General features: G+C 42.8%; 6 protein-coding genes. All 6 read right to left on the reverse strand.

The genetic code is table 11. The features are described from left to right. Position 1 precedes the first annotated feature (1 nt). The 6 genes from MUCPA_RS16440 to MUCPA_RS16465 all read right to left on the reverse strand — a co-directional run bounded on the left by MUCPA_RS16440 (position 2) and on the right by MUCPA_RS16465 (position 15,017). Positions 2-3,295, reverse strand: a complete 3,294-nt coding sequence (locus tag MUCPA_RS16440) for a SusC/RagA family TonB-linked outer membrane protein (protein ID WP_008507893.1) — start codon at positions 3,293-3,295, stop codon at positions 2-4. Between the two features lie 8 nt (positions 3,296-3,303). Then, entirely contained in the window at positions 3,304-5,550 is a 2,247-nt protein-coding gene (locus MUCPA_RS16445) for a fasciclin domain-containing protein (RefSeq protein ID WP_008507894.1), read from the reverse strand. 743 nt (positions 5,551-6,293) lie between these two features. Next, a complete protein-coding gene (locus MUCPA_RS16450) occupies positions 6,294-10,712 on the reverse strand; it encodes a hybrid sensor histidine kinase/response regulator transcription factor (protein ID WP_008507895.1) in 4,419 nt (1,472 codons plus the stop codon). Between the two features lie 196 nt (positions 10,713-10,908). Then, entirely contained in the window at positions 10,909-11,913 is a 1,005-nt protein-coding gene (locus MUCPA_RS16455) for a GntR family transcriptional regulator (protein ID WP_008507896.1), read from the reverse strand. Between the two features lie 590 nt (positions 11,914-12,503). Further along, positions 12,504-13,268 (reverse strand): DeoR/GlpR family DNA-binding transcription regulator, encoded by a 765-nt coding sequence (locus tag MUCPA_RS16460; RefSeq protein WP_008507897.1) that lies wholly within the window; start codon positions 13,266-13,268, stop codon positions 12,504-12,506. An 84-nt stretch (positions 13,269-13,352) separates the two neighbouring features. Next, complete coding sequence (locus tag MUCPA_RS16465; protein ID WP_008507898.1) at positions 13,353-15,017, reverse strand: RagB/SusD family nutrient uptake outer membrane protein; 1,665 nt, start codon at positions 15,015-15,017, stop codon at positions 13,353-13,355. Positions 15,018-15,031 lie beyond the last annotated feature (14 nt).

The following is a 15,031-nucleotide window of genomic DNA, read 5'->3' on the forward strand; positions in this document are numbered from 1 at the left end:
TTTAAAAGCCGACTGTAATTCCAACTGTTATATTTTTAGATGGTGGTGTAAGGGCCTGGTCCGAGATATAGCTGAACGGGTTGGTGTTGCCCCGGTTCGAAACATCTGGGTTCACCCCCAGGTAATTGGTCCAAGTGTAAACATTCTCCGCAGTAATATAAATGCTCGCATTTTTAACCTTTAGCCTATTTAGAAGTACTTTCCCGATTGTATATCTAGCCGTCACAGACTGCCATCTTAGAAAAGACGCATCAGACACATAACGGTCTGAGCCTAGCCAGTTATATCCTGCACCTTGTAGCGCACGGGGAACGTCAGTGATATCACCCGGGTTTCTCCACCGCCTCAGCACCACCGTGCTCTGGTTGTTATAACTATACATATTGCTTGTTTTCATATCGGTTTCGTTGATGATATCAAAATCACTTTTAAATACGAAAAACGCAGAAATCTTCAATGCTCCTTTCCAGGTTATGCTAGGTCCGAACCCACCTGAAATTTTAGGTATACTATTGCCCAGGTACACGATATCATCTTCGTTGATGTTACCGTCATGGTTAATATCTTCATAGATGGCATCACCTGGCTGAAATGTATAATCTGTTGCAGGATAGTTGAAGCGCATATACACGGGTTGCCCGCCAGGGCCGATCACCGCTTTGCCATGAACGTCTTTGGCAACCGTTGCATTTAGATCCGAGTACACTCCCTTATACCTAAAACCATAGAACGAACCAAAAGGGTTGCCCACCTGGAGATAAGTACGGTAAATCCCGTTGGTATTTATTTTCTTCCCATCTGTTTTAGGGAACTGGTCAGACACTTCAGTCATTGTGTTCTGATTTTTAGAAAAATTAAAGTCGAACCCTACGACCAGGTTCTTTGATTTATAAGGGATAGTGTTGACACCGATCTCAAAACCTTTGTTCACAATTGTTCCTATATTGGCCGTTACGGTGGGGTAACCGGTATAGGCAGGGGTCTTGAGGTTATTGAATAGAAGATCTGTTGTTTTATCGTTGTAAACTTCAATATCGACCATCAAGCGATTCTTAAGCGTCCAAAGGTTAAGACCAAGATTTCTGCCGGTTTTACGTTCCCACCTCAAGTTATCCAAGCCGATATTTCCTGGGACTACGGCTGACTCACCGGCATAAGAAGAACCTGTTGGATTATAGGTGTTATAAAAAGTGTAGTTGGCGTCTGGTGAGCGACCAGACAGACCGTAACTGGCCCTCATACTCAGGTCATCCAGGAATTTCAGCTTTTTCATGAAAGGTTCGCCAGAAACACGCCATCTTGCAGAAACCGCCGGAAATACGCCAAAGCGGTTATTGGTGCTCAGGTTCGAGTTGCCATCCAGGCGGCCGCCGACATTGATAATGTAACGGTCTAAAAATGCATATTGATTGGAAAGCACCACCCCGATGCTCCGGTTCTGGTTATCTGATGACCGGAGAACGAAATCACCGCTTTGGATCCTGGCGGGATCCGAAACGTCCGTTAGATTAGAGGAGGCGGAGTTTGCCGTAGTTATATTCTGCGCAATGGAACGGGAGTCATGTGTTTGAATGGAAACCAGGGTTTGTAGCCTATGTTTATCAGATTTAAACTGGGGTGTATAGATCAGGTTGAACTTACTGTCTATTCCGTAAGTATCCCCGTCGTTATCTGTCGCTCGGTTAACAACGCTTTCCGAAGCCGGACGGCCCGTCGCAATTTGCGGAAGAAAATTCTTTGATTTCGTTGTGTTGATGTCGAACTGGATATCAAATGTAGCCAGCAGGATGTTTGGTTTAATATCATACTGGACGTTGAAATGCGGGGTAATACGCTCCCCCGTTTGCTTGCTGAAAGCAGATTCAGCCAGGGCAAGCGGATTAGCGGTTCCAGAAGCGGCCCCACTGGAAGTGAGCGAAAACTGTCCCTGTATATTGGATGCCGGGGAGAAGAAAACAGGTGTTAGGCGCCCAAATTCATCGTATCTGTATACGCTCATGTTAGGCATTTTGTTGTATGCGATATCCCGGATAGTGGAAGAATAGCTCAGGTCATTGTTTATATGCGTATAAGAGAAATCTGAACGAAAGCGAATCCGGTTTGATACATTGTAATCCAGATTAATTTTTGTGGTAATCCGGCTTAATGCGGTGCCGACAGTTGTCCCTCTTTGATTAAGAAACCCGACAGAGGCATAGTACCTCGCTTTTTCGCCCCCACCCTGCATGGATACATTATGGTCTTGAATGTATCCTGTTTGTGTAATCTCGTTGATCCAATTAGTGTTATTGCTGTAATTGTAAAAATTAAAAACGTCCCGTGGATCGTAATTGAACTCAGGGTAAACAAGCGTATTGATCGGGTAACCTCCTTTATTGGCGATCTCCTCGGGAATTAGCATCGAATACTGGTCACCGGTCAACAGGGGTATTGCATTGGGTTGCTTTGAACGAGTTCCTTTAAAATTATAGCTCAGGATTGGCTTCCCGATGACGCCGCGCTTGGTTGTAATAATCAGTACGCCGTTCGCAGCACGTGATCCCCAAAGAGCGGTGGATGCCGCGTCCTTTAAGACCGTGATATCTTTAATGTCTGTCGGGGCAATGTTAAGTAGCTGCGCGTAACCCTGTTCATCTGCTGTACCGAAGTTAAAGTCATCAGGCACTTGGGTTTCGTAGGGCATACCATCTAAAATAATCAATGGGTTTGATGAACCATTCAGGCTGCTGGTACCCCGTATTCTGATGGACATACCCGCGCCAGGATCGCCGGAAGTGGCGCTGATGTCAACACCCGGCAGGCGTCCCTGTAAGGCCTGGTCAATAGAGGTGGCCGACAGTTCTTCCAAATCCTTTGCGCTGATAGTACTTGTTGCAGTAGTTACATCTCGCTTGTCGATATTCATCCCCGTTCCGTTGTTGCTCTGGGTTTTGGCCTGGATGGATATTTCATTAAGCTCCCTGCCGTTAGGCATCAGCTGAATATCGATCACCGTCCGTTTGCTCATGTCAAGGGTTAGGGTTTTATAGCCAATGGCGGAAACCTGGATCTGGTTTTGGGTACTGGCTACTCGAAGCGCATAATTTCCGTTAATGTCGGTCGACTGACCATTGATCACACGTTTATCTTTATCCAGTTCGACAACTGATGCACCAATCACGGTCGATTTATCTTTTTTATCGGTCACCTTCCCACGGACGGTCACTTTCTCAGGGACCTGTGCTTTGAGGCGTACTGAATTAACCGAAAAAACGATCAGCAAAAAGCAAGTTATCCTTAAAATGTATTTTTTCATAGAACAGGTTAGTTAGAATTAAGCACCTGATTAATAGAGTGAATCAGGGCTCTGTTGGCAAGATTGTTGCTGCCTGCCAGATTGATGGTGGCGCCTGTTCCGCTGGTAAATTTACCATCCCTGACTTCCATTTGAGCGGGAACATACCGGGTCGGATCTGTACCGGGATAGAAAACTGTCAACGTTTTAGCATTGCCATTGATGTCTTTTAATAGCGTAGGAAAAATCCCGTTTTTTATACCGTCGGCGGCTATGGTATTTCTTTCGACAATGTGGTATAGCAGGAAATTTATTACTTTTGCCTGGTCGAGGGTTGTTGTGGGGCTGAAGGTTGGCTGCCCCGTGACAGAGTTGCCGGGAAGAAGGTTGTTACGGACCGCCTGCATGATCGCGGCATTTGTAGGGATAAAAGCTGTATATTGCCCACCTACCGCAGCTCCGATGATGTCTTTGGTAAGTGGTATCCAAAGTGTTCCGCAATTAATCAGGTATTGGTAAAAGTAGTTGAAGTTAGCAGCCACTACAGGGTCTGTGGAAAGGCCGAGTCGTTCGATGCTCTGACCCAGTGTTTCCGTATTTTCTGCAAATTGCAGCAAGCCCTTGGTATAATAGACCCTTCCATTGAAGGCGGTTTTCACGCTGTCTATCGTCACAGCAGTTCCCTTCACAACGTTTCCTGCTGCAAAAACTTTGTTATTCTTAAATTTGACGTATTCCCCTCCAAAAGATTCAGCTATACCTTCCCCGGACAAATTATCGAACTGCCCGTAGGCGGTATAAAGTAGGGAATTTGCAGCTATTCTGGCCAGCCTTTCCTGTAATGCGCTGGTCGAGGGGGATGACCCAGACGCGTTCGGGTCAGTATACGTCCAAACAGATTGATCGGGAATATAATCATACCCTGCTTTTTTGACCTCGAGATCGGACATCATAAACAAGGTATATTTGAAGTTCGTGTTCGTCGAGCCAACTTTGAGATCTGTCTGACCAAATATCCTGGTCATCAGGCTGTATTTGGGGTCGAGGTAGGCTTTACCATACACAGTGCGAAAGACATTGGCCTGCTGGACCGCTTTTGTACCGTAAAAGTTTCCGTTACTCAACATTTTAGTATCGATGATGTCCGAAGCCACGAAGGTTGCAGATTGCACCTGAAGATTATTATTGCTGGTCAGAATATCTCTCGGCCAGATGGTAGAAAGCCACATATGTGCATTAATCAGGTCGGTTAAAACGCTTGGCGGAGCTGCGTCGAATGTGCCGAAATTGGCCAGGATATCTTTTTCGTAAGCCAGAAGCGCTGAGTTCTTGGGCACGACCATTGTCCACCCGTTTGCCTGGGCATCAGTTTGCGTAAGGGCGAGATAACCCTCATTGTTCGGTGCGAAGGCGAGCGTAGCCGGATAACTTTTAACATAAACAATATCCGATTTCCCCGTTAGCACTTTATACCGGCTCGTCAGTGCAATGTTAGCTGTGTAGATAGCGAGTTTATCCAGAAGCCGCATGAATTCACTATAATCCGGATTCTGAGAGATGTATTGATCTATGCTAGGTATCGGCGGGATAACTTTATCAATTTCATGCATAATGCCGTTCTCAGCCGGAATATCAGCGGTGATAACCTTGGCGCCGGCGACGTTAAAGCCGGTGAAGGTGGAGGTGGGATAAAAAGCATTATAGTCAGAAGCAGTAAGGGCATTTATCCCGAAATAGCCGCTCAAAAAATAAGGGATGTATTTGTTGTTATTATCGTTGGCCACGTAGGTCGCATTACGGTTGTTGGCCACAGAAACCCCGGAATGATTCGGGTCAACAAAAGTGAAGTCATAATAGGCAGTTTTCCTTCTGTAAGCATTGTCGGCAACAGCACCTTTCGCGGTCTGTAAAATCCCCAATTGGTCTTTTCGATAAGCATTGGCGACAAGACTATAGGTTATAATTCCGGCTGCTTTTGCTGAATCCAGAGCCGCCACGCCGCTGATACCATTTTCCTGGAAGTAACCTTGGAAAGCGTTGTCATTTGGCACAAAAAAGGTCCAATAACCCGCTGTACCCAAAATAGTTTTGTAACCCGCTTTGTCTATGAGGGCCAAGGCCGTGGTAAAGTTCCCTTTTTTCTGCAGTTCCTGGTAGATAGGTTGAGCCAAGCCATCAGGGCGGGCATAATAGTCGTCAAACATTTTTTTCTGACATGAGCTGAAAATGCTTGTCATGGCCAGTATACATACGATGGAGGTAATGTATTTATTCATAATATTTTATAAATTTTCAATAAATTATTGGGACGGTTAATTCTAACCGTGATTTACCTGGGGCAACCAGGAGATAGGAGTGTAAAGTTTTTACATATTTTTAAGCTTATGGATTGTGAATAATATTTGTTTTGACGACGGCCTCACTTTTTGATTCGCTGTATACCTTGATCGGGCTACAAAGCCGAGATCAAAAAATAAATGATCAATGCCTGCAGAATAGGTATAAACCTTTGCTGACCTCCGGGAGCGTTAATAACAGGGGTTTTGAAAGAGCGGATAATTTCTTCATAATTTTATTAAGTAAAAAGATTTCGCTCCAGGAAATTAGCATGACCGGAAGCCACTTTACAATTGGTTATTGTCACACAAATCTATTTGAAGTGATCTGCATGGGGTGAATAAAAATTAGTCTATTGCATTCAAAAATTGACCTTTATGAGTTTTAGAGCGTTTTAAAGGCTATTTAATGGGTTTCATTTAGAAAAAAAAAGATCATATTCCCTGAAGCCGTTCAAGTCGATATTTTTGTATTCTTGATGGAAAGATTAGGAGAAATAAAGATTTGGGGGCATCGACCGTAGTACTCCCCGGTGATTCTACATCGCCAACTTTATTTACTTTTAAGAAAACGTTTATTGATAAAGAGCTAAAGCCTCTGCGATGATTATTTTTGCCTCATAGAAAAAGGGTAGTTCGATGTTCGGAATTCATTTTCGTATTATCACGCTGTCTAAGACCCTTTATTGCAGGTTTTTTATATATTCAGACGGGTTTTGGCCGGAGTAATGCTTGAAACAGGTGCTGAAGTACGCTTGACTTTCGAATCCCACCCGGTAAGCGACCTCGGTAATACTTTGCTCTCCTGAATCAAAAAGTATTTTTGCTTTTCTAAGCCGCATTTCACGTAAGAATTCAACTGGGGCCATATTGGTCAGGCCCTTAAATTTCCGGTAAAATGGTGAGCGGCTCATATTCGCGTTAGCTGCCATAGATTCAATGCTCAGGGAGGGGTCTGACATTTCTGCACTGATAAATTGAATTATTTTGTTAAGGAATAATTCATCATGTGAGGTTATGAGAAGATCGCCTCTTTCTTTTTGCGCTGAATTAGGGCGGTTGAAAAGTTGCCAGAACATCCTGTTTCTTTGTTCCAGAAGATTGCTGACAGCAGCAAGCAGCATCTCGGTGCGGAAAGGCTTGGTCAGATATTGATCGGCACCAAAGTTCAAAGCATCGATCTTGTTTTCTACAGAAGCTTTTGCCGTTAGCAAAATAACCGGGATATGGCTCGTTTCGTTATGACTTTTTAATTTATCCAGCATGGTAATACCATCCATTACTGGCATCATGACATCAGATATGATCAGATCCGGATATAAATGCATGGCTTTGGAAAATCCTTCCTCCCCGTTTTCCGCTAACTCAATGCGATAATGCCCCCCAAGTTCCCCTGACAGAAAAACACGCAGGTCGGAGTTGTCGTCAACTAACAACAGTAATGGCGCTTTCAGAACTTTATAGCCCGTTTCCTGTGCCCTTCCTTTTTCCGTAGTATCTTGCTCCGGCGATTTAACCTCTGATATAGCTGTTTGCGTTCGCATCGTGCCCGGTTTTTTTTGGAACTGGCAGAGTTCTAAACTTGTTCCGAGTTCAATCGTAACGATCAGCCCATTTGTATCTGCACTATTTTCGGCATAAATCTTACCTCCGTGAAGTCGTACGAATTCACTGGAAACCGAAAGGCCGATCCCAGTACCTTTTAATTGTCCTGCTCCGCCTATTTGACCTTCGTAATAAAGCCGGAATATATCAGTAAGTTGCGTTTCATCGACACCGGGTCCCTCGTCACGGATGGCGATTGCGCATACAGATCCATTCTCTTTGAAATTGACCGAGATCTCTATCACTCCATCTTGAGGACTGTATTTCAGGGCGTTGGCAAGAATATTATAAAAAACTGTTTCCATCTTTTCTGGATCAGCGCAAATCTCCAAGACCAGGTTATCCGGGACTATGCTGAACCGGATATTTTTCTCACGAAAGGCCTCAGTAAAATAGCCGGCGACTTTATCGATCAGAGAAACCAGGCTGACGCGGGAAATATTTAACTGCGCGTTCCCTGTTTGCACTTTCCGTAAATCCAGTAACTGGCTGACGAACCTTTCCATACGCTCGGTATTCCTCTTGATGATCTCAATATACCTTCTTCCTCTTTCAGATAGGTCTTCCTTGGACAAGAGTGCTTCAACAGGGCTCATAATCAAAGTTAAAGGGGTGCGTAATTCATGCGAAATATTGGTAAAGAAATTCAGCTTTAGTTCCGTAAGCTCCTGTTCAACTTGTATGCGCTGGCGAAGTTTAAACATGGTCGAAATGATACGCCAGGTCATCCGCAGCAAGACCGCGATGAATAAGATGTAAGCTATTTTTGCCCATCCTGTTCGCCAGGGCGGTGGTAGGATCTTAACCGAAAGTTGTTTGAACGGTACTTCAAGATATTGATCCTGTCCCACCGTTTTAACCTGGAAAATATAGCTGCCGGGAGGTAGGTTTGAGTAGGTTGCCTTCCGCTGATTAGGATCGCTTTGTATCCAGACTGAATCCATGCCCAATAACCGATACGCGTAATTTTGCCTGTCCCCATTGCGATAGTCCAGGACATTGAAGGTAAAACTCAGGTCATCTTCGTCATATTTTAATACTAGTTCGGTCAAGTAGTTAATATCTGATTTCAAAACAGATTGCTTATGGTCCGAAATGTCAATATCTCTGCCATTCACCTGCAGGCCGGTTATAGCTATATGCGCATTGGTCTTGTGGTGACTGATCATTGCGGGATTGAAGGAAAGGTATCCCTGGAATTCTCCGAAGACTATGTTTCCACAAGGCTGTTTTAGGCAGGCACTTTCCGAAAAACCGAATTTTGGCAATCCCTCGATCGCGTAATAATTTTTGAAATGTTGTATTTCGGGATCAAATTGTGAAAGGCCCTTTTGGGTGGCCAGCCAAATTTTACCGAAATTATCTTCTACGCAACTTAGTGTAAAATCATTGGCCAACCCGTCCCCGATTGTATAGTTACGGAACTTTAACCCTTTCTGAGAATCCTTCCCGACCGCCCTGTCAAATCCGCCCCCGGCTGTGCATAGCCACATACGTTGCTGCCTGTCCTTTAATATGAACTGAATATCATTATTTCCTAAACTTTGCGGATCACCTGGTATTTTGTTGTATTCGAAAAACCGGTAGTCTTGGGGTTGTTCATCGGTAGCATCGACGATGAGTAAGCCGTCCGTGGTCCCCACCCATATGTTTCCTTTTGGACCGATCGCCAGGTGCCGGACTCCGTTATAAGCGCCCCTTGGGTGATTGGAAAACCCATTTCTGATGTTGTAAAACTTCGTTTTTCCTTTGATGCTCACCACTTGATTTAAACCGCCGCCTATTGTACCCGTCCAGATCCGTCCCTTCTCATCCTCCACAACGGAATACACAGCGTTACCACTAATACTGGTCGTGTCCTTTGGGTCGTTTGTATATTGGGCCAGGCGATACCTGGTATGATTCTGATCAAGTGGTTCTGCCTTAAAAAGTCCTTTGCCCTTAGTCCCGAGCCAGATATTTCCTTTCCGGTCTTCGCATATCGTATAAACCCAGCCAAGTCCGCCGGGGGGCTCATTGGTGAACATCCCTTGGATTTTTTTTCCCCCTTTGAAGACCGAAAGTTTTCTTTTAGTTGCGATCCATAGTCGCTGCTGATGATCAGAATATAAGGCTCGGACCTCATTTTCCGATTGTACATAGGTGTGGTCCACTAAAAGATGCTGATGGAAGTCATCATTTAGGATCACTACTTTTTCCAATCCCTTTTGGTCCGTATTCAACCATAGGATTCCCTCACTGTCGTAAAAGTGATGAACAACCCTATTGTTAAATCTATAGTCGTCAAATCGTGGATCGTTGTAGAAGCGATCAATTGTGCCTGTGGCCTCGTTATAATAACCGAAACCATGCCCTTTCATATTGACCCAAACTCTGCCATTTATATCTTCGAATACCTCGTATGGTGTACCCGTATTGATCAAAGAATAATCCGGCTGCGTGAAACGCCGGAGGTTGCCCCGCCAGGGGTCATACCGGAATACACCGTTCTCACTAGGTTCGAGCCACAAGCAGCCCGACTTGTCTTCCAAGATAGATAAGATCGGGTGCTGGTCGATTCTGACAGTTGCGCGAAGGCTCAGATCGGCCTTGTTTAGTATTATTAGCTCGCCTTTAGCCGTTGAGCAATATACTAAATCGCGTTTTGAGGCAAGACATACCGAATTTAATTGCATATCAGGTAAGATTTTCTTTTTAAGGAACCTCCCGTTCTGCTTATTATGAATGATTAAATAACCATCCTGTGTCGTGAAAGCGATATTGACTTTATCTTCTGCCACGGATTTGAAATTGCACTTGTTTAAAACATCAAGATCCAGGGGCTTGCTTGAATAATATCCAGAGGCGTCGGGCCTGAGTATTGATATACCGCCTACGGTTCCTATCCAGATTTTTCCCTGGTTGTCTATCCGGAAGAAATTAATCTTATCAGAAGGAAGATTAAAGCGCCCAACCTGATCCTGTGCATATCTGGTGATAACAGGTTCCGGCGATCCGGGTTTAGACAATGCGATAAGGCCTTGATCCGAACTCAAAAGCCAGACCAGGTTTTTTCCTGACGGCAGAATACCCGTACAGGAAAATCTTTTTCCCGCGACCTTTTTCAGTCTTTTCAATACATAAAGGAATTTTCCAGTTCTTTTATCAAATCTATAAACCTGATTGCCATCGGTTTTAACCCATAAATACCCGTTGTCATCTTCGACGATATCATTGATCCGGTTGCTGTTCAGGCTGGAACTGTCACCAGCATAAGATTTAAACGTGGTAAAAGTCTGCCCATCGAAACGGTTGATGCCATCCCAGGTACCGAACCACATAAATCCTTCCCTGTCTTTGATTATAGAGGTCACCTTGTCATGTGACAGGCCATCCTGGGTAGAATAATGGGTGATCCGGCATTTCAACTGGGCAAACGAAAAGCAAGGGGCAAAAATGCAGAATAGATGTAATATTGCAGTACATTTTATCCTGGATAAATTAAATTTTATAAGCATCCCGGAAAGTTAAGTCCTTGGTAAGATAGGTTTATTTTTAGCAGTTGAGACCCTATGTAATATACTGCAAACATTTGCTTTCATCTCTGTCTTCATAAAATTCGGCTCCTATTTGTGATAAGATTGACAATGTTGAGATTTATTTTATCTGATCTGAATTAGCTGGTATGACTCGCACAATTGTAGCCCATTTCGTTTAAAGGGATTGCCTGATAATGATCTTAAATGGGTTTATGATTTGGGCGGGCTTGTTTTCCAGTATCATTTTCGCGGTCATTTTCCCCATCGCTTCTAAATCAGTAGTAAGTACCGTAATACCGAGCAATTCTTTGAAGGGTGTATCATGGTAAGATATCAGTCCAATCTCGTTGCCGGCCAGCAGACCATTTTCTTTTATTTTCTTTAATAAAATGATGAGTTCCGATTCGTCCAGCGTCAGGTAAACTTCGCCTTTATACGGCCCATTTTTCTCCACCATATTCCTGATTTCCAAGCCAAGTGATGATTCAGTCGCAAATCGCATTAAGCCCTCGATGATTCCCTGCTGGTGGCCTGTTGAGGGGATGAGTAAAATCAGCTTTTCATACTTGGCCAAACGCGCCGAATTTTTTCTGAGCACATTTAAAATGTCGTTGGTATAATCTTGGCAAACAGAATAAGCTGGCTTGAAACCGGTTATGGTTTTGTCCAATAAAATAAGTTGGCTATCAGGCACTTTACGTAATGTGCTGATGCAAACACTTTCATTGATTCCCTCTCTGAACAAGGGAAGGATAACATAATAGTGGTATAAGCTGAGCGATTGGTCAATGATTTCATCCAGTAAAGCCAAATCACCATGATGGATCCTAAGGTCAACTTTTACCTTTGCCCCGAGCGATGAGACGATTGAATCAAAAACGATCTTTTTATGGGAACTGAGTTCATTAAAGATCAGAAGAACATTGATCGTTTTATTGGACTTGACATTAACGAAGTAACCTTTGCCTTTAACGGAGCTGATATAACCAGCTGTTCGCAAACGGGTATAGGCCTTTTCAATGGTATCTCTCGCTACGCCGTATTGTCTACTGTAAGTATTGATGGAAAGCAGTTGCTGATTCCTTTTATACACACCCTTTTCAATATCCCGGCTTATAGTCATCACAATTTGCTCTACCAGTGGCACAGTATTATTATAATTGATCTTTGCTTTAGCCATTTCATATGATAAAACATACCGACAGTTTTAATTCCAATTGAAAGCATTCACGCCTTGATTTTTTAAGTCCGGCGAAAAGTATAGATAACTGCTTGTTTCGAATCTGAATTATAACCAGATCGGTATTTTTGGTTTTATTTGGATGGGATAATATTGAAAAATTCCCTTTACTAATATAGCGAGAGATTCGCTATATATACAAATAATTTTAAAAAATCGGTTGCAAATTGCGTGTATTATAAAAAATAATTGATAAATATATAAAATTAATAATTTAAGTGGAACAATATTGAATATTTGATCAAACATAAAGGACGATTTGGGGCAGTCCGATAAGATTCTTGATAAAAGAATTAGGGTAAAATTTTCGTTTGTTACCTATTTTTAGTCCATTACCGGGATTTTTAATTACTATAATTTTCTTTTTTTTATTAAACCCCGTTCCTAAACATATAAAAGTAGCAAATCATCGACCTTAATCCACTGCCTAACTATAGGTTAATGAAATGGTTATTCCCGGCAGATAATGAAGAGATCGAATTAAAGAGTAAATCCTTCCGTTGTAATATAGGACAATGAATCGAAATATCTTAACCGGCAATTATGATTTCAATTTCTTGATTGCGGAACATGTCCTTATGCTTTTCCTCGATACCGCTGTCTGTAATAATGTAGCTGATGAGTGATAGGGCACCGAGGCTTGCAAAAGCGCTTTTCCCGAACTTAGTTGAATCTGCCACAAGATAAGTGGTCTCAGCCGCATCTATCATTGCTTTTTTTACGACGATATCGCTGATACTTGGATATGTTAAACCAGATTTTAAGGAAAGTCCTGCTGTAGCCAGAAACAACTTTTGGATATTAATGCCTTTAAAAAAATCTGCCGCTTTTTGGCCTGTAAGCGATAAAGTTGGGGGTTTAAATTCACCTCCGGTCATGATCACCTCAATGCCAGGTTCTGCGCCTAACATCAACGCTATATTCAAAGCATTAGTAATGACAGTTACCTTCCGATTTCCTTTAAGTTTCCGGGCAATTTCTGTGGTAGTTGAACCGGAATCCAGAATTATAGTATCCCCATTTTGAATAAATTCAAGACATTTGATCGCAATAATTTCTTTCTTATCCAGATTCTCATGGTTAGCTAATGAAAATGAACTAACCTGGTCCTGAATATTCTTCAAATAAGCTCCGCCATGCTCTTTAACTAGCAAGCCTTCTTTCTCCAGCTTTTCTAAATCCTGCCGAATGGTAACTTCCGTAACTTTAAAGATTTTTGCCAGATTGATTACTTTTGCGGTGCCATCTTCCTGAAGTAATTCCAGAATTTTTTCACGACGTTGATATGCGAGCATTTTAAATAATTATAAATACTGACAAAAATAACATAAAAACGAAGTAAAAGAAAGGGCTAGATTTCTCCAGCCCTTTCTTTTACCTTAATTGTATCCTGGGTTTTGCGTAAAGACGTCTTTATTCGTAGTCGGGTCAAGCTGGCTGGCCTGTGGTATAGGCCTGACCAGATGATAAGATTTAAAATTTGCCGCAGCATCGGGATTCATTGTCTGGATTCTGCTGGCTAACTTACCCGTCCTTTTCAGATCGAACCATCTTAACTGTTCTCCGCCCAACTCTCTAGCTCTTTCATCCAAAATGAAATCAATCGAAACTTGAGCTGGTGTGATCTGCATTTGTGCTACTTTTCCGGGCTTAGCAGCACGGGTTCTGATTACGTTAATATAAGTAGCAGCAGTGCCCGGATCTCCAAGATTAAACTTCGCTTCGGCTGCAACAAGGTACATTTCTGCTAGTCTTATTACAAAGACATCTCTTGCACTTTGAGCTTCAGCAACGCTAGCGCGCGTTGAATCTTTGAACTTTGATAAAGAAATGACAAACTTACGTTGAATCGGTATGCTTGTGGCCATATCGTAAACTTTTGGAAGATCATAAGTGATATATTTTTTGCTTTGCGATGCTAAGGGAATAGTAGCATTTGGAGTATAACAAATAGTATCTCCAACTTTAATAGCGTTACCGTTATAGTTTCCTGCTTTGTTAGCATACCATACGTTCTGGAACGAACCACTGTAACGGGAATCGTTCGCTTGATCGAACAAATTCAGATAAGCCAGTGTCGGCATATATCGATTAAAGGGACGGCCGTTTGGAATATCGCGGGCAAGCAAAGCAGAGTTGACCTGATCGTAAACCATTAGATACATCATGTGCCCGTTATTGGATCCGCGATAATGACCATAGGGATAGGTTGATGAACTTAAATCGTTATTAGCCAAATTGGTAGAGTAGTCAATTGCCCATATGACTTCTTTGTTTTTGAGATTGCCCATGTTCCATAGGTCAACAAACCGGGGTTGCAGCGCATAACCGTAGTTTTTTATGACATCATCCGCCAAGGCGAAAGCTTCAGCATTCATACCTCTTGTTAAGTACATGCGGGCTAAGAACGCTTTGGCAACCGGAATCGTCGCACGGCCGTAATCTGTCGTACTTACAGGTAAATTTGCCACAGCAAATTTTAGGTCAGTAAATATCTGCGTATAAAATGTTTCAACAGGTGTTCTGTTAGCCGTTGTAACTGCTCCGTCGGTAGGTGTGGTCGTAAAGTTTACACCTCCCCACGTTTCTACGATATGCCAATAATAAAATGCCCTTAGGAATCGTAATTCTGCTTCCCTGGTCGTTTTTTGAGCTGCAGTATAATCCGTGACGTTACCGATACCGGCAATGCCGGTATTACACAAATTTACCCCTGCATAAAGATTGTTCCACAATAATGGCAGCGGGTCAGCTGTCCCTTGTAAATTGTAATATTGCGTGAACATAGGATATGGGTCCCCTGCTCCACTTGTCCAGATATCTGTTCCCATTTCTGCTGCAAGATAGCCTTCTTCCTTACCATACCAAAACCTGGAAAAAGTATACGCTGCATTAACCAATGTTTCAAAGCCTACTGCCTTGGTATAAAATGTAGAAGCCGTAAAACCACTTGGATTATATTCGTCAAGTTTCTTTGTGCATGAGCTAAACATCAATATGCCAGCCAAAAGGATTAAAATCCCGGTATAAATAATTTTTTTCATGATGCTCTGATTAA

Source organism: Mucilaginibacter paludis DSM 18603, from assembly GCF_000166195.2.
GTDB lineage: Bacteria > Bacteroidota > Bacteroidia > Sphingobacteriales > Sphingobacteriaceae > Mucilaginibacter > Mucilaginibacter paludis.

Excerpts from the sequence above, each read along its gene's own strand:
- MUCPA_RS16440 (WP_008507893.1), bottom strand. The coding sequence starts at position 3,295 with ATGAAAAAATACATTTTAAGGATAACTTGCTTTTTGCTGATCGTTTTT.
- MUCPA_RS16445 (WP_008507894.1), bottom strand. The coding sequence starts at position 5,550 with ATGAATAAATACATTACCTCCATCGTATGTATACTGGCCATGACAAGC.
- MUCPA_RS16450 (WP_008507895.1), bottom strand. The coding sequence starts at position 10,712 with ATGCTTATAAAATTTAATTTATCCAGGATAAAATGTACTGCAATATTA.
- MUCPA_RS16455 (WP_008507896.1), bottom strand. The coding sequence starts at position 11,913 with ATGGCTAAAGCAAAGATCAATTATAATAATACTGTGCCACTGGTAGAG.
- MUCPA_RS16460 (WP_008507897.1), bottom strand. The coding sequence starts at position 13,268 with ATGCTCGCATATCAACGTCGTGAAAAAATTCTGGAATTACTTCAGGAA.
- MUCPA_RS16465 (WP_008507898.1), bottom strand. The coding sequence starts at position 15,017 with ATGAAAAAAATTATTTATACCGGGATTTTAATCCTTTTGGCTGGCATA.